The following is a 15,887-nucleotide window of genomic DNA, read 5'->3' on the forward strand; positions in this document are numbered from 1 at the left end:
ATGAGTCACGCCTCGCGAGGCACCACCGATTTCGACCCGCGCCAGTTCCGCACCGCGATGGGGCAGTTCTGCACCGGGGTCACCGTGATCACCACCCTCGACGCCGAGGGAGCACCGGCCGGGTTCGCCTGCCAGTCGTTCGCGGCGCTGTCGCTCGACCCGCCGCTGGTGCTCTTCTGTCCGCAGAAGACCTCGCGCAGCTGGAAGGTCATCGAGACGGCCGGTCGGTTCTGCGTGAACATCCTGTCCAACCACCAGCAGGACGTCAGCGCCACCTTCGGCGCGCCGGGCACCGACAAGTTCGCCCACATCGACTGGGACCGGTCACCCGGGGGCCTGCCGGTGATCCGCCACTGCATCACGTGGGCGCAGTGCGACATCGAACGCGTCGACGATGGCGGTGACCACTTCATCGTGATCGGCAGGGTCACCGTGCTCGGCGAGATGCTGCAGGACAAGCCGTTGCTGTTCTATCGCGGTGGCTATCTGTCGACCGAACATCCGCGGGTGACGCCGGCGCAGGCCGAGCTCGAGAACTTCCTCACCTGGACCGGAGGCGACACGTGGCTGTGACGGGCGACATCACCGCACCGCTGACCGCGGCGATCGCCGAGGCCGAGGAGTTGATCCGCGGAGCCGATTTCATCCGCACCGACATCGATCTCGCCGAGGGGTACAGCTATCTCGGGCAGAGCATCCACGCGGTGATGCAACTCGCGTGGTCGCGGGCGCTGACCCACCCGTTCTTCGTCACCTCCACCGGCCCCTACACGAAGATGGGTCTCGACAACCCCGACACCCTGTACTACAGCGCCGATCTCGTGGCCGGCGCCGAGTACCGGGTCACCGGGACGCGGGGCACCACGACCGATCTCAGTTTCCAGGTGATCACCGGCAACTACGACCCCGACCGGGTTCCCGGTGGCGACGACGCGTTCGACGACCGACGCCTCGACATCGCCGCCGACGGTTCCTTCGAACTGTGGTTCGGCCCCTACGGACCCGACGAGACGCGGCCGAATCATTTCACCCTCGCCGACGGGGCCACCACGCTCTCGGTCCGAGAGGTGTTCGGCGACTGGCTGACCGAGCAGAAGGGGACCATCGCGATCGAGCGTGTCGACACCGTCGGGACACCGGCCGACGAACCCGACATGACCGTCCTCACCAAGCGGTATCGGGTGGCCGGCAAGATGTTGCTCTCGCGGATCAACACCTGGTTCAACTTCCCGAAGTGGTTCTATCTCGACCTGCCGGTGAACACCTTCACCGAGCCCCGTCTCACCCCCGGCGGACTGTCGACGCAGTTCTCCTCCGTCGGGCACTACGATCTCGCCGACGACGAGGCCATGATCATCACGGTCCCCAGATCCGATGCGCCGTACCAGGGTTTCCAGTTGGGGAGCATGTGGTACATCTCGCTCGACTACATCGGTCATCAGACCAGCCTCAACACCGCCCAGGCGCAGACCGACCCCGACGGCATGATCCGCATGGTGGTCTCCCGCCGCGATCCCGGTGTCGCCAACTGGATCGAGACCACCGGCCGCAGCCACGGCATCCTGCAGATCCGGTGGCAACGCACCTCGGCGCCCATCCCCGCGAGCGCGGGCCCCACCGCGCAGGTCATCGCCTTCGACGATGTCGCGCAACATCTCCCGTTCCACGCCCACAACGTGATCGACGCCGACGGTTGGCGGGAGCGGATCGCCGCCCGACAGCGCGGCGTCGCGAGCAGGATGCTGGGGTGAGGACGAGATGACCGGACTCCTGGACGGCAAGGTCGTCGTGGTCGGCGGCGTGGGTCCCGGATTGGGGCGGTCGATCTGCCTGCAGGCCGCCGCGGCCGGGGCATCGGTCGTGCTGGCGGCACGTACCCCCGAACGTCTGCACGCGGTGGCCGACGAGATCACCACCGCCGGTGGTGTCGCGCACGCGGTGCCGACCGACATCACCTCCGACGAGGCGGTCGACGCCCTCGTCACGGCGACGGTGGAGCGGTTCGGCCGCGTCGACGCCCTTGTCAACAACGCCTTCGCCCTACCGTCGATGAAGCCGTTGGCCCGCACCGACTTCGACGCCATCACCTCCAGTCTCGACCTCACCGTCCTCGGCGGCCTGCGCATGACGAAGGCGTTCACCGAGGCCCTGGGCGCGACGTCCGGCGCGGTGGTGATGATCAACTCGATGGTCCTGCGCCACAGCGAACCTCGCTACGGCAGTTACAAACTCGCCAAGGCCGCGCTGCTGGCGATGTCGCAGACCCTGGCCACCGAACTGGGAGACAAGGGCATCCGGGTGAACAGCGTGGCGCCCGGGTACATCTGGGACGACCAGCTCCGGTGGTACTTCGGCGAGGTCGCGAGGAAGTACGACATCAGCCCCGACGACGTCTATCGCGAGACGGCCTCGAAGTCGGACCTCAAACGACTGCCCGAACCCGACGAGATCGCCCGGGCGGTGGTGTTCCTGGCGTCGGACTGGGCCAGTGCGATCACCGGGCAGACCCTCGACGTCAACTGCGGTGAGTACCACTGCTGACCGGCGAACGGATGAGTGGAGGACGATCATGACCGGACGTACCGGTGTGGGCACCGTCGAGGATCTGCACGCCTCGGCGATCAAGGCCTGCGGCCTCGACGATTTCGGCAGCGACGAGCCCCACGGCGGCGACTATCGCGAGGGCCTGTCGGTGCTGTTGGAGAGTTATCAGCGTGACGCCGGGTTGACCGAACTGGGCAGCAAGATGTCCCGGTTCTTCCTCCGCGGCGCACTGGTCGCGCGGTTGGTCAGTCAGGCGTCGTTCACCGCGAACCCCGGGTTGTCCTCGACCCCGATCACCCGGCCGATCTTCGTCACCGGGCTGCCGCGGACGGGCACCACGGCACTGCACCGCCTGCTGACCGCCGATCCCGCGCATCAGGGTCTCGAGATGTGGCTGGCGGAGTTCCCGCAACCGCGCCCGCCACGCGACACGTGGGCCGCGAATCCGGTGTTCCAACAGATCAATGCCGGTCTCGAGCAACACCACGTGGAGTACCCGGAGTTCATGGGCCTGCACTACATGAGCGCCGACGACGTCGAGGAGTGCTGGCAACTGCTCCGGCAGACGATGATGTCGATCTCGTACGAGTCGCTGGCGCATCTGCCGACCTACTCGCGCTGGCTCGACGGTAGAGACTGGACGCCGGCCTACGAACGTCACCGTCGCAACCTGGCGCTGATCGGTGCGAACGACCCCGAGAAGCGTTGGGTGCTCAAGAATCCGAGCCACCTGTTCGCGCTCGACGAACTGCTCGCCGTCTACCCCGACGCCCTCGTGGTCCAGACTCATCGGCCGCCACGCACGATCATCGGATCGATGTGCTCGTTGGCCGCCAGCGCCACCGACGGGTGGTCGACGACGTTCGTCGGCGACACCATCGGTGCGACCCAACTCGAACTGTGGTCACGGGGCCTGCAGCGATTCACCGAGGCACGCAGCCGACACGATCCCGCCTCCTTCGTCGACATCGACTTCACCGACCTGCGTGACGACCCCCTCGGCGCGGTCGAGACGATCTACACCGCTCTGGGCACCCCGCTCGGCGACGAGGCGCGCGCGGCGATGACGGCGATGGACGCCGAGAGCAAGAGCGGCGATCGCAAACCGGTGCACCGCTATTCGCTGGAGGACTTCGGTCTCACCGAGACCGCGGTCGACGAGGCGTTCGACGGGCTGGTCGCCCGACGCTAGATGCGTTCGGTCACGTCACCGGCCCGTAGGGCGATCGGATAGGGCTGCGGCACCTGGAAGTGGTACCCCTGCGCCAGCGGGCAGTGCAGCGCGATCAGCGAGGTGACCTGCTCGGGGGTCTCGATCCCCTCGGCGATCACGCTGAGATTGTTGGCCGAGGCATGGCTGATGAGTCCGCTGAGAAGATGATCGACGACGTCGGTGCCGAGGCCGGCGGTGAGCGATGCGTCGATCTTGAAACCGTCGATGGGCCAGGTGATCATGCGGCTCAGCGACGACCATCCGCGTCCCACGTCGTCGATCACGATGTGGGTGCCGAGAGCTCGCAGCGCGGAGATCGCCTCGATGGCCTCCGTGTCGTCGAGGGTGGCCGATTCGACGAGTTCCAGGCACAGGCGTTCGGCGGGCAGTGCGCCCTCGGCGACGGCGTCGAGCAGGAGGTGCAGTCGTGCTGGTCGGATCAGGTGCGCGCCGTCGACGTTGACGTGGACGACGGTGTCCGACGACCCGGCCATCACCGTCATCGCGGTGCGCATCACCGACAGGTCGATGTCGAGCATGATGTCGGTGTCGCGGACCGCGGGCAGGAACCGACTCGGCGGCAGCAGCCCGTCGGTGGGGTGCATCCAGCGGCACAGCGCCTCGTACCCGTGCATGCGGCGGGTGCGCGGATCGACGATGGCCTGGAAGTACGGCCGGATCTCGCCGCGCTGGAGCCCGGTGATGATCTCGTCGAGTGGGTAGACCCCGGCGGTCACCTCCCGGTCGCGCTGCAACTCGAGCTGCTCCTCGAGGACGCGGGCGTACTTCTGCAGCAGGGTGAGGTCGTCGACGTCGAGTTCGCGTACCTCGGTGTCGGTGAGGCACAGCGTCCCGATCGCGGTGTGCTCGCGACTGAACAGCGGCACACCGACGTAGGTGCGCAGTCCGGCCTTGCGCAGCGGGTCGAGCAGCGACTCGTTGATCGTCGAGTTGGTGGCGTCGGCGATGACGAGGGGACGTCCGGTGTCGACGACCTCGCGGCAGGTGGTGTTCTGTCGCGGCGTGACCGTGCCGGTGAGTCCGCGGACGCCGTGCGCGGCGAGCACGTACTGGTTCTCGTCGTCGAGGATGTGCAGGATCGCCATCGAGAAGTCCACCGCGCGCGCCGCGAGTTCGAGAGTGGTGGTCAGAGCAGCGCTGACCGCCTTCGGGTCCACATAATTCGCCGCGTTCCCGCCGCGCGAACTCGAGCGGTCGTTCATCATCGCGATGGTAATACGGCGATCCCGACAGCGGACTGATGTGGCCGCAAGTCGGTCGAACGGCTGAACTTTTTACAGTCCGAGCGACCGAGCGAGACCGTCGGTCGCCGTCTGCGGACGCCCGAACAGCTGTGCGCCGGTGTGGGCCCGTTTGAAGTACAGCTGTACGTCGTGTTCCCAGGTGATGCCGATCCCGCCGTGCATCTGTACCGCCTCGCCGGCGACCGCCGCTGCGGCCCGGGCGCAGTGGATGCGGGCCGCGGCGATGGTGGGGTCGGGGCCGGCCGGTCCGGGATCGCGCGCCACCGCGTGGGCGGCGGCGTAGGAGATCGATCGCGCCGACTCGACCGCGACGAACATGTCGGCCATCCGGTGCTTGAGGGCCTGGAACGAGCCGATCGGTCGGCCGAACTGGGTGCGCGCGCTCGTGTGCGCGACCGTGCGGTCGAGCAGTTCGGCGGCCACCCCGACCTGCTCGGCGCCGAGGGCGACCGAGGCGACGGCCTGCAGCCGGGCGATGAGGTCGCCGGGTGCGGCGATCGTCTCGGCGGGCGTGTCGTCGAAGGTCACCCGGGCCAGCGGTCGCGTCGGGTCGAGAACGGGGAGCGCGGTCCGCGACACGCCGTCGGCGTCGGGGGAGACCGCGTGCAGCGTCGTGTGTGTACCGGAGCGGGCGATCACCAGGAACACGTCGGCGTACTCGCCGTCGAGCACGTAGTGCGCCGTGCCGGTCAGCAGTCCCCCTTCCGCGACCACCCCGGGGGTGTCCCAGCCCGATTCGTCGGCCCAGCACAGTGCGGCGACCGACGACCCCTCGGCGATGCCGGGGAGCAGTCGTTCGCACGCGTCGTCGTCGCGGGTCAGCAGCAGGGCCTGCGTGGCGAGCACCGACCCGAGCATCGGCACGGGGTGCAGCGACCGCCCGAGTTCCTCGAGGACGATGTGGCTCTCCACCAGCGTGGCGCCGACACCGCCGAACCGTTCGGGTACGGCGAGTGCGGCCACCCCCACCTGCTCGGCCAGTGTTCTCCACAGGGAGCTGTCGAACCGTGGGGTCGCGGCCATGGCCGCGCGCAGCGACGCCGATCCACCCTGGCGGGTTAGCACGGTGCGCACCGAGTCGCGCAGCGCGGACTGTTCGGCGGTGTCGACCCCGGGTGCGGCGAACACGGTGTCGCTCATGCGGTGATCGCCGACAGCACCGTGCGGCGGTGTCGCGCCGCGGTACCCCACGCCGACTGCAGCGCGCGGGTCTTGGTCAGGTAGAGCGACAGGTCGTGTTCGGCGGTGTAGCCGATCGCGCCCAGGGTCTGGAGGGCGGTGCGTGCCGCGAGGTCGGCGGCGCGGCCGCAGGCCACCTTGGCGGCGGAGACGTCGCGTCCGGTCGTCGCGGCGCCGGAGTCGATCGCCAGCGCGGCCCCGTGCACCAGGGGGCGTGCCATCTCCACGGCGATCGCGACGTCGGCGAGGTGGTGCTTCACGGCCTGGAACGATCCGATCGGGCGCCCGAACTGGGTCCGGTTACGCGCGTGATCGCTCGCCGTCGACAGCATCGCCGACGCCAGACCCACGAGTTGCGCCGCGGTGGCCAGCGCGCCGATCTCGAGGGCCCGCTGCGAATCGACGTCGGTCGCCACCGACTCGCGGGCGACGACGGTGGAGATGTGCCGCGACCGGTCGACCGAGGCATGGGTGACGTCGGGTTCGGCGAGGTGCAGCGTCGAATCCTGCAGCAGCAGAACCAGGTCGGCGGTCACCGCGTCGGCGGCGTAGGGCACCTCGTCGGGCACCGCGATCGTCGCGAGGTCCCCTGCGAGCAGTGGTTCGGCGAGGTCGGCTCGTCCGGTGGCGGACAGCACGACCGGGACGACGGCGACGGTCTCGGCGACCGGGCCGGGTACGCAGTGGCGTCCGAGTTGTTCGGCCGCGACGACCATCTCGACCGCGCCCGCCCCGACGCCGCCCGCCTCCTCGGAGACGAGCAGCGCGGTGACGCCGGTGTCGGCGAGCCTGCGCCACACCGCGCGCCCCGGAGCGTGATCGCTGTCGTTCCACGCCCGCACCACCGCGGGCATGTCGGCGCGGGCGAGCATCGCGTCGATGCTGCCCGCGAGATCGAGGTGTTCGGTGTCGAGCAGGAATCTCATCGGTCGCCTCTCGGGAGTCCCAGCAGCCGCTCGGCGATCACGTTGCGCTGGATCTCGTTGGTGCCGGCGTAGATCGGGCCCGACAGGGAGAACAGATGACCGCCCATCCAGTCGTGGTCACCGCCGGGGGAGTCGGCGCGTTCGGCGTCCGCGCCGAGGAGATCGAGTGCGGTCTCGTGGGTCGCGATGTCCCACTCGGACCAGAAGACCTTGGTGATCGACGACTCCATCCCCAGCTGCCCGCCCTCGGCGAGACGACTGACCGTCGCGTACGTCGACAGTTCGTAGGCGCGGGCGCCGATCCAGGCGTCGGCGACACGCGCGCCGAGCGCCGCGGTGTCGGGGTCGGTGGGATCCCGGTGCCCCCACAGTTCGAGCAGCCGGTCGGTGGTCGCCAGGAACCGGCCCGGAGACCGCAGCGACAGACCGCGTTCGTTGGCCGCGGTGCTCATCGCGATCTTCCACCCGTTGCCGGCCTCGCCGATGACCCCCGATTCCCCGGGGTTGTCAGGGTCGTCGGGCACGAAGACGTCGTCGAGGAACAGTTCGGCGAAACCCGGTTCGCCGTCGAGCTGGGCGATGGGCCGCACCGTGACGCCCTCGGCACGGAGATCGAACATGAAATAGGTCAGCCCCCGGTGGCGGCTGGAATCGGCGTCGGTGCGGAACAATCCGAACCCGCGGTCGGCGAAACTCGATCGGGAACTCCACGTCTTCTGGCCCCGCAGCAGCCAGCCGCCGTCGGTGCGGACCGCGCTCGACCGCAGCGACGCGAGGTCGCTACCCGCCTCCGGTTCGCTCCACGCCTGTGCCCAGATGTCCTCCGCACGAGCCATTCTCGGCATGATGCGGGCCAGCTGTTCGGGGTGTGCGTGATCGAAGAGGGTCGGGGCGAGCAGGAAGATGCCGTTCTGGCTCACGCGGCCCGGGGCACGGGAACGGTAGTACTCCTCCTCGAAGACCACCCAGTGCAGCAGGCTCGCGTCGCGGCCACCGAACTCCTGCGGCCAGCTCACCACCGACATCCGCGCGTCGGCCATGGTGGCCTCCCACGCACGGTGCGCCTCGAACCCCTCGGCGGTGTCCATCGACGGCAGGGGGGTGGCCGGCACGTTGGCCTGCAGCCAGTCCCGCACCTCGAGGCGGAAGCCCTCGACGTCGCTGTCGAACGTGAGATCCATCTACGACGCCCCGCTTGCCTTCATCGACCGGGCGTCCATGCCGCCCAACGCATCCCCGTCGGACGCCTCGGCGTTCGCGCTGTGGGCGAAATGGTGCCAGCCGAACACCGAGTCCATCGAGTTCCGCAGGCCCATCTGGTCCTCGCAGATGTTGACGGCCTTCTTGCACAGCGCCAGACCCAGCGGGGGCATCTCGGTGATCGACGCCGCGATCTCGGCGACCTTCGTCGACAGTTCGTCACGCGGGACCACGTGGTTGACCATGCCCCAGTCGAGCGCCTCGGCGGCGGTGAAGCGACGGCCGGTGAAGAGGATCTCCTTTGCCCGCCGCGGGCCGAGGACGAAGGCATGGGCGAAGTACTCGACACCCGGGATGCCCATGCGGGCAACCGGATCGGAGAAGAAGGCGTCGTCGGACGCGACGATGAAGTCGCAGATCCACGCCAGCATGAGACCGCCGGCGATGCACGCGCCATGTACCTGCGCGATCATCGGCTTCGGGATGTCCCGCCAGCGGCGGCACATCCCGACGTAGACCTCCATCTCGCGCGCGAGGCGCTGATCGCCGCCGGTGCGGTCGGTGTGGTCCCAGTAGATGGTCGCCGTGTTGGGGTACTCGACGTGGAAGTCGCGGTCGGGGGTGCCGATGTCGTGGCCCGCGGAGAAGTGTTTGCCGTGGGCGCGCAGCACGATCACCGATACCCCGCGGTCGTCGACCGCCTTCACGAATGCGGCGTCGAGAGAATAGGTCATCACCGAGTTCTGCGCGTTGCGGTAGTCGGGACGGTTGAGGGTCACGTACGCGACACCGTCGACCACCTCGTAGGCGACCGGCGTGGAGTCCGCGGTCAGCTCGGCGCCGGTGAGAGGTGCCGGGATCTGCGGTGGTGAGGTCATGGGCCGACCATACCTAGCAAGTGCTTGGTTGGTAAAGCGACCTCAGGGGGTCGTCGCACCGTCTGTCGTGGTGACGGCCTCGCGCAGGCGCTCCACGATGTGGTCGATCCGGCGTGCATCCACCGTCGCGCCCGGACAGGCCACGAGCGATGCGGTCACCCGGTGCGACCCGTCGGACTCGATCCGATCCGGGGTGGCGACGGGTACCGCGACCGACATGGTCGGGACCGTCCCGGACAGATCCTCCGGTCGGTAATCCGACGTCATCAGGTCGATCAGCAGGTCGGCGATGCGGCGTTGCACCGCCGGGGCCGAATCGGCGCGGTGCACCGAGTGCAGCGTCGCCATCACCTCGGTCGCCTCGCGCCCCAGGTTCTCCACGCTGAAACCGCGATCGCCGACGGTGCGAATGACGTCGGCGACCGCGTCGCGCGCCGCCTCGGGGACGGTGTCGAGCCACTGCGCGCGCTCGGTGGATCGTTCCCACGTGATGAACTCCCGACACAGCGGGGCCCAGATCGGGATGCGCATGCCGGTCTGCGCCCACGCGATGTCGCCGGCGATGTCGGCCACGGTGATGGACGCGTCCTCGCGTTCGGCGAGGAAGACCGGCATGGCGAGGTCGCGTGCGGCAGCACGTATCGACGGGCCGAGGGTCGCCACCAGGGGGCGTGTGCGCACCGATGCGGCCATCCGTCCGAGGAAGGCCGGCGCCAGAGCGAAACGGTTGTCCTCGCCGCGGTCGACCCACCGGTCCGCGCACAACTGGGCGAGCACGGCGTGCGCGGTCGCACGGGTCATCCCGACCGCGCGCACGATCTCGGCGAGCGAGGGACGTCGGGACGGGTCGGAGGCGAGGAACTCGACGACGGCGACCACGCGGTGCGTCGGTGCCGACGCCGGTTGACGCTCCGACGTCGTGGTGTTTACTGTCACATAGTCGAACGCTACTGTCGAATAATCGACATCACAAGCGCTGAGTCGGAGGAGTCACATGCTCGACGGCGGTTACGAGCTGTCGCACCTGGCTGCCCTCGAGGCGGAATCGGTGCACATCATCCGGGAGGTAGCGGCCACCGCGCAGCGTCCCGGTCTGCTGTTCTCGGGCGGCAAGGACTCGGTGGTGATGTTCCACCTGGCGCGCAAGGCGTTCTGGCCCGCGCCCGTCCCGTTCCCGCTGATGCACGTCGACACCGGGCACAACTTCGACGAGGTGATCGAGTTCCGCGACCGGATCGTCGCCGAGACCGGCGTGCGACTGCTCGTCTCCAGCGTGCAGGACGACATCGACGCGGGGCGGGTCGTCGAACAGACCGGCCCAGGCGCGAGTCGCAACCGGCTCCAGACCGCCGCGTTGCTGCGCGGTATCACCGAGAACCGCTTCGACGCGGTGTTCGGCGGAGCCCGTCGTGACGAGGAGAAGGCCCGCGCGAAGGAACGCGTCTTCAGCTTCCGTGACCGGTTCGGCGCCTGGGATCCCCGGGCGCAACGGCCCGAACTCTGGAACCTCTACAACGGCAGACACGCACCGGGCGAACACATCCGGGTGTTCCCGCTGAGCAACTGGACCGAACTCGACATCTGGCAGTACATCGCCGCCGAGTCCATCGACCTGCCGCCGATCTACTACGCCCACGACCGCGAGGTCGTCGAGCGCGACGGGATGCTGTTGGCGCGCACCCGTTTCCTCGAGACCGCGGAGCACGAGACGGCACGTACCGAGACCGTGCGCTTCCGGACCGTCGGCGACGCGACCTGCACGGGCTGCGTGCTCAGTGCGGCCACGACGGTCGCCGAGGTCATCGCCGAGGTCGCCGCCACCCGACTCACCGAGCGTGGTGCCACCCGTGCCGACGATCGGATCTCCGAATCGGGGATGGAAGACCGCAAGAAGGAGGGCTACTTCTGATGGCGCTGCCGATCGCGGCCGAGAGCCGAAAAGAACTGCTGCGCCTGGCGACCGCGGGAAGTGTCGACGACGGGAAGTCGACCCTCATCGGGCGCCTGCTGTACGACTCGAAGTCGATCTTCACCGATCAGATGGAGTCGATCGAGCGGACCAGCGCCGAACGCGGCGACGAGTACGCGAACCTCGCGCTGCTCACCGACGGCCTGCGCGCCGAGCGCGAACAGGGCATCACCATCGACGTCGCCTACCGCTACTTCGCCACGCCGCGGCGCAAGTTCATCATCGCCGACACCCCGGGACACGTGCAGTACACGCGGAACATGGTGACCGGGGCATCGACCGCCGACCTCGCCATCGTGCTGATCGACGCACGCAAGGGGGTGCTCGAACAGACCCGACGCCACGCGTTCCTGTCGTCGCTGCTGGGCATCCCGCACCTCGTACTCGCGGTCAACAAGATGGACCTCGTCGACTATTCGCAGGCCCGGTTCGACGAGATCCGTGACGAGTTCGCCTCGTTCGCCTCGAAACTGACCGTCACCGACCTCACCTTCATCCCGGTGTCGGCGCTGCTCGGCGACAACGTCGTGACCCCGTCGGCGAACATGGGCTGGTACCACGGTGCGCCACTCCTCGACCATCTCGAGGAGGTGCACATCGCGTCGGACCGCAATCTGATCGACGCCCGACTGCCGGTGCAGTACGTGATCCGACCGCAGCGCGGCGACGGCTCCGATCACCGCAGCTACGCCGGGACCGTCGCCGGCGGCACCTTCGCACCCGGCGACGAGGTCGTGGTGCTCCCCGGCGGCTTCACCACCACCATCGATCGCATCTGGGCGCCCGGGGGTGTCGAGGTGGCGCAGGCGTTCCCGCCGATGGCGGTGTCGGTGTCGTTGCGCGACGAGATCGACATCACCCGCGGGGAGATGATCGCGCGACCCAACAACCGTCCGTGGGTGGGGCGCGACATCGACGCGATGGTGTGCTGGTTCTCCGACGACTCCACGTTGCGGCCGGGCAACCGCTACGTCGTCTCGGCGACCACGGCGTCGGTGCGCGCGGAGATCACCACCCTCAACTACCGGCTCGACATCAACACGCTGCACCGCGACGAGACCGCGGAAGCGTTGTCGGTCAACCAGATCGGACGTGTCACGCTGCACGCGCAGCAGCCGCTGATGTTCGACGCCTACCGCCGCAACCGCGACACCGGCAGCTTCATCCTCGTCGACGAGGCGACGAACACGACCGTCGCCGCGGGGATGATCAGCGGCCCGGTCGACCATCAGAGCACCATCGTGTGGCACGGGTCGAAGGTGTCACCCGATCAGCGCCCGTATCGTGGTGCCACGATCTGGCTCACCGGACTGTCCGGATCGGGAAAGAGTTCGATCGCGGTGGAGGTGGAGCGTCGTCTCGTCGCGGCCGGGCGCCCCGCCTACCTGATGGATGGTGACAACTTGCGGCACGGACTCAACTCCGACCTCGGCTTCGGTGACGACGACCGACGCGAGAACATCCGACGCACCTCCGAGGTCGCGTCGTTGTTCGCCGACTCGGGCTCGGTCGCGATCGTCTCGCTGATCAGCCCGTTCGCAGCCGAACGGCGGCGGGCCCGCGAGATCCATGCCGCCGCCGGCCTGCCGTTCTTCGAGGTGTTCGTCGACACCCCGCTCGCCGAGTGCGAGCGCCGCGACCCCAAAGGGCTCTATGCCCGCGCGCGTCGGGGAGAGGTGAAGCAGTTCACCGGGATCGACTCGCCCTACGAGCGCCCCACCGACGCCGAGATCGTCGTGACCCCCGACCACGGGTCACCCACCGACATCGCCGACGCCATCATCCGGGATCTCGGGCTGTGACGGGCGGCGCGTCGGTGGACGCACGCCTGGCCGCCGATCTGGCCACCGCGGCCGGGGAGTTGCTGGTGACGCTGCGGGCCGAGGGGGGACTGAGCGGCACCGAGCTCGGTGACGCCGGGGACCAGCAGGCCAACGATCTGCTGCTGGAACGGTTGCGGGCGGAGCGCCCCGACGACGCCGTGTTGTCGGAGGAGTCCGCCGACGACCGCCGACGGCTCGCCGCCGATCGCGTCTGGATCGTCGATCCCCTCGACGGCACCCGCGAGTACCGCACGGAGGGTCGCCGCGACTGGGCCGTCCACGTGGCGCTGTGGTTCGCCGGTACCGGCCTCGTCGCCGGCGCCGTCGCCCTGCCCGCACTGGGGGTGACCTACGACACCGGCTCGATGCCGACCGAACCCGTTGCCGGACTGCTCGATCCCCGCGCCGACGACATCCTGCGCGTGGTGGTCAGCGGATCGCGCCCACCGACGTTCTCCGATGCCGTCGCCGACGCCGTCGGTGGGGTCGTCACCCCGCTGGGCTCGGCCGGGGCGAAGGCGATGGCCGTGGTCCGCGGCGAGGCCGACGCGTACGTCCACGCCGGCGGACAGTACGAATGGGACTCCGCCGCACCGGTTGCCGTCGCCGAGGCGGCAGGACTCTTCTGCAGCCGCATCGACGGGTCGCCCCTGCGCTACAACTCCGACGACGTGTACCTGCCCGACCTGGTGATCTGCCGACCGGAACTGTCCGACACCATCCTCGCGGCGCTGCGCCGGGCGCGGTGACACAGGCGGTGGCCCCGCGGACCTGGGGGCTGCTCGGGTGCGCGATCGCCGCCGAGGTCGCGGGGTCACTCGCCCTCAAGGGCGCGCTCGATCACCCCGTGCTCTACCTGGTGGTCGCGATCGGATATCTCGGCGCGTTCGTGCTACTCGACCGCGTGCTGCGTGCCGGTCTGGGACTCGGTGTCGCCTACGGGATCTGGGGTGCGCTCGGCGTCGCCGCCACGGCGGTGTTGTCGGCGGTCATCTTCGGTGAGGCGTTCACCGCGCTGATGATCGTCGGCATCGTCCTGGTGATCGGCGGGGTGCTGTGCATCGAGTTCGGCTCACCCGCAAGTCGTTCGTCGGGGACGAGCGACTGATGGGGTGGCTGTACCTCGCGATCGCCGTGCTGGCCGAGGTGTCGGGCACGGTGGCGTTGCGCGTCGCCGCGGGTGGGCGCAGGGCCTTCTACATCGCCGTCGCGGTCGGCTACGCGGTCTCGTTCGTCGCGTTGTCGGCCACCCTGGCGGCGGGTGTCGGACTCGGTGTCGCCTACGGGATCTGGGCTGCGACCGGCGTCGCACTCACCGCGCTCGCCGGGCGCGTCCTGTTCGGCGAGGCGCTCACCCGGGTGATGGTGCTCGGCATCATGGCGGTCATGGCCGGTGTCGTGCTCATCGAGGTCGGAGCGGCCTGAACCGGCCCACCGCGGGTCAGTCGGACCGAGCCTGTCGCGTCTGGAGACCGGCCAGAGGGCCCGGATCCGAGGTCATCGCCTCGCTGAACGTCTCGATCTGCGTCGCGAGCGCGCCGAACGCTTTGCCGGCCGCGGCCCCCGCGGTCGTCACGATCAGCTGGGCGAGATCGGCGGGTTCCATGCTCATCGCCGCGTCGTCGATCCGGAGGTCGAGGAGTTCCCCGGTCCCCGACACCACGACGGTCACCCGCTCGTCATCGTCGGAGTACTCGTTCCGGATCCCCGCTATGGCCTCCGATGCCGACTGCATCCGATCGAGGGCCCTGCGCGCGCTCGCCTCGAGATCGTCGAAGGTGATCGGGAACTTGGGCGGCATCGGCGCGCTGTCCGGGATCGGCGCGGGCGGCGGGAAATTCTGTTCGCTCATACTCGCCTCAACCACGTTCCGGTCTCGTCCTCGTCGAAGAAGTCGTCCACCGCCCGATCGATCGCCGCGACCTCACGCTCCCCGGGCAGCCCCGTGTACGAGACGGCCTCGAGGGTGTGGCCCCCGGCGAGGAGTTCGGCTCGCTGCCGAGCGCCGGCGCGCACCCCGGCCTGCCTGCACAGCAGGAGAATCGTCTTGGCCAGCCTTGCCGCCGAACCGTCCATCTCTGTCCGCTCGATGCGGATCGCGGTCGGCAGGCCGTTGAGGGTGGTCTGGACCTCTATCGAACCGGTCGGTGTGGCGGCCCGGCCCACCGTCTGCAGCGACCATTCGTCCTCGGCCGCGGCCGGCGTGTCGGCACCATCCGCACCGTCGCCCGCGGTGTCCGTGGCGTCCTCCGGGTCGGGGTCGTCCCAGTCGTCGTCCCAGTCGTTGCCGATGTATCGGCCGGAGTGGCTGCTCACCGGTACATCGTGACATCACCGGGGCCGACCGTCCGCCCCTCGGTCGACGTTCTGCACAGGGCCGTGGAAAAATTTTGCTCGTCCGATGGAACCAATCAGAGGTCTCGCGCATCTGAGTTGTGACGCGATCATGCAGAGTCGTGAAGATCTCTAACTATCGCGTGGAATACCGCTCCGAAGTCGGTTATCCTCGTCCTCGACACGACTGCTGGACAAGCGTCCGGCTGTCACGACACCCAGGGAGTCGTTACTCATGACGAACGTTTCTGTTCAGCCCGACGCTGTTCGTGCCTACGGCACCACGGTCGCCGGCGTAGGAGCGGCGATCGAGAGCGCAGGCGCGATGGATCTCGCTGCCAACATCGCCGTGATGGTTCCCGTGTTCGGCCTCATCGGCCAGGATTTTCTCGCCGGATTCGGCGGCGCCCAGTTCTCGAACGCGGTCTCGACCGCATCGCTGGTGGCCGTCCACGCGGCGAGCGCCGCGTCGGCGTTCGAGTCGGCAGCCGGCTACGAGGGCACCGACGGCGACACGGCCGGCGCACTGGGCTCAGCGGGCTCCACGCTGTGACCG

General features: G+C 68.9%; 18 protein-coding genes. 10 read left to right on the plus strand and 8 right to left on the minus strand.

The window, feature by feature from the left end:
• Genes hsaB through ASG12_RS06000 form a run of 4 tightly spaced genes read left to right on the plus strand, consistent with a single transcriptional unit; the run spans position 1 to position 3,736 of the window.
• Positions 1-573: a 3-hydroxy-9,10-secoandrosta-1,3,5(10)-triene-9,17-dione monooxygenase reductase subunit gene (gene hsaB, locus ASG12_RS05985; RefSeq protein ID WP_055786334.1), complete on the plus strand. Its 573-nt coding sequence runs from the start codon at positions 1-3 to the stop codon at positions 571-573.
• Positions 570-1,751, plus strand: a complete 1,182-nt coding sequence (locus ASG12_RS05990; protein WP_235456283.1) for a hypothetical protein — start codon at positions 570-572, stop codon at positions 1,749-1,751. Before hsaB ends, ASG12_RS05990 begins: the two co-directional genes overlap by 4 nt.
• Before the next feature lie 7 nt (positions 1,752-1,758).
• Complete coding sequence (locus ASG12_RS05995; RefSeq protein ID WP_055786340.1) at positions 1,759-2,541, plus strand: SDR family oxidoreductase; 783 nt, start codon at positions 1,759-1,761, stop codon at positions 2,539-2,541.
• A 28-nt stretch (positions 2,542-2,569) separates the two neighbouring features.
• Complete coding sequence (locus ASG12_RS06000) at positions 2,570-3,736, plus strand: sulfotransferase family protein (RefSeq protein WP_055786343.1); 1,167 nt, start codon at positions 2,570-2,572, stop codon at positions 3,734-3,736.
• Here the strand turns inward: ASG12_RS06000 and ASG12_RS06005 are convergent.
• From ASG12_RS06005 to ASG12_RS06030, 6 genes are all read right to left on the minus strand, one after another.
• A complete protein-coding gene (locus ASG12_RS06005) occupies positions 3,733-4,980 on the minus strand; it encodes a sensor domain-containing phosphodiesterase (protein WP_055786346.1) in 1,248 nt (415 codons plus the stop codon). The genes ASG12_RS06000 and ASG12_RS06005 overlap by 4 nt on opposite strands.
• A gap of 72 nt (positions 4,981-5,052) precedes the next feature.
• Entirely contained in the window at positions 5,053-6,162 is a 1,110-nt protein-coding gene (locus ASG12_RS06010) for an acyl-CoA dehydrogenase family protein (protein ID WP_055787789.1), read from the minus strand.
• Entirely contained in the window at positions 6,159-7,127 is a 969-nt protein-coding gene (locus tag ASG12_RS06015; protein ID WP_055786349.1) for an acyl-CoA dehydrogenase family protein, read from the minus strand. The genes ASG12_RS06010 and ASG12_RS06015 overlap by 4 nt, the downstream gene beginning before the upstream one ends.
• Complete coding sequence (locus tag ASG12_RS06020) at positions 7,124-8,308, minus strand: acyl-CoA dehydrogenase family protein (RefSeq protein WP_055786353.1); 1,185 nt, start codon at positions 8,306-8,308, stop codon at positions 7,124-7,126. Before ASG12_RS06020 ends, ASG12_RS06015 begins: the two co-directional genes overlap by 4 nt.
• On the minus strand, positions 8,309-9,205 hold the full coding sequence (locus ASG12_RS06025) for an enoyl-CoA hydratase (protein ID WP_055786356.1): 897 nt from the start codon (positions 9,203-9,205) through the stop codon (positions 8,309-8,311).
• A 42-nt stretch (positions 9,206-9,247) separates the two neighbouring features.
• Positions 9,248-10,141, minus strand: a complete 894-nt coding sequence (locus ASG12_RS06030) for a helix-turn-helix domain-containing protein (protein WP_082501669.1) — start codon at positions 10,139-10,141, stop codon at positions 9,248-9,250.
• Positions 10,142-10,199: 58 nt separating this feature from the next.
• Between ASG12_RS06030 and cysD the strand changes: the two genes are divergently transcribed.
• The 5 genes from cysD to ASG12_RS06055 are packed head-to-tail and all read left to right on the plus strand — an operon-like array spanning position 10,200 to position 14,422.
• Positions 10,200-11,114: a sulfate adenylyltransferase subunit CysD gene (cysD, locus tag ASG12_RS06035; protein WP_082501670.1), complete on the plus strand. Its 915-nt coding sequence runs from the start codon at positions 10,200-10,202 to the stop codon at positions 11,112-11,114.
• The gene (cysC, locus tag ASG12_RS06040) at positions 11,114-12,976 is read left to right on the plus strand and encodes an adenylyl-sulfate kinase (RefSeq protein ID WP_055786364.1); all 1,863 of its coding nucleotides are present in this window, start codon (positions 11,114-11,116) and stop codon (positions 12,974-12,976) included. The genes cysD and cysC overlap by 1 nt, the downstream gene beginning before the upstream one ends.
• A 14-nt stretch (positions 12,977-12,990) precedes the next feature.
• On the plus strand, positions 12,991-13,746 hold the full coding sequence (locus tag ASG12_RS06045) for a 3'(2'),5'-bisphosphate nucleotidase CysQ (RefSeq protein ID WP_055787792.1): 756 nt from the start codon (positions 12,991-12,993) through the stop codon (positions 13,744-13,746).
• A gap of 8 nt (positions 13,747-13,754) precedes the next feature.
• Entirely contained in the window at positions 13,755-14,105 is a 351-nt protein-coding gene (locus ASG12_RS06050; protein WP_055787795.1) for a DMT family transporter, read from the plus strand.
• Positions 14,105-14,422 (plus strand): DMT family transporter, encoded by a 318-nt coding sequence (locus ASG12_RS06055; RefSeq protein WP_055786366.1) that lies wholly within the window; start codon positions 14,105-14,107, stop codon positions 14,420-14,422. The genes ASG12_RS06050 and ASG12_RS06055 overlap by 1 nt, the downstream gene beginning before the upstream one ends.
• Before the next feature lie 16 nt (positions 14,423-14,438).
• Here the strand turns inward: ASG12_RS06055 and ASG12_RS06060 are convergent, their stop codons facing one another.
• Complete coding sequence (locus ASG12_RS06060; protein WP_055786369.1) at positions 14,439-14,849, minus strand: YbaB/EbfC family nucleoid-associated protein; 411 nt, start codon at positions 14,847-14,849, stop codon at positions 14,439-14,441.
• Entirely contained in the window at positions 14,846-15,313 is a 468-nt protein-coding gene (locus ASG12_RS06065; protein WP_055786371.1) for a hypothetical protein, read from the minus strand. Before ASG12_RS06065 ends, ASG12_RS06060 begins: the two co-directional genes overlap by 4 nt.
• Positions 15,314-15,566: 253 nt before the next feature.
• Here ASG12_RS06065 and ASG12_RS06070 point away from each other — a divergent pair, with 253 nt between their 5' ends.
• The gene (locus tag ASG12_RS06070; RefSeq protein WP_055786374.1) at positions 15,567-15,884 is read left to right on the plus strand and encodes a type VII secretion target; all 318 of its coding nucleotides are present in this window, start codon (positions 15,567-15,569) and stop codon (positions 15,882-15,884) included.
• The last annotated feature ends 3 nt before the right edge of the window (positions 15,885-15,887 follow it).

The sequence above is a fragment of the Williamsia sp. Leaf354 genome (genome assembly GCF_001424365.1).
Classification (GTDB): domain Bacteria; phylum Actinomycetota; class Actinomycetes; order Mycobacteriales; family Mycobacteriaceae; genus Williamsia_A.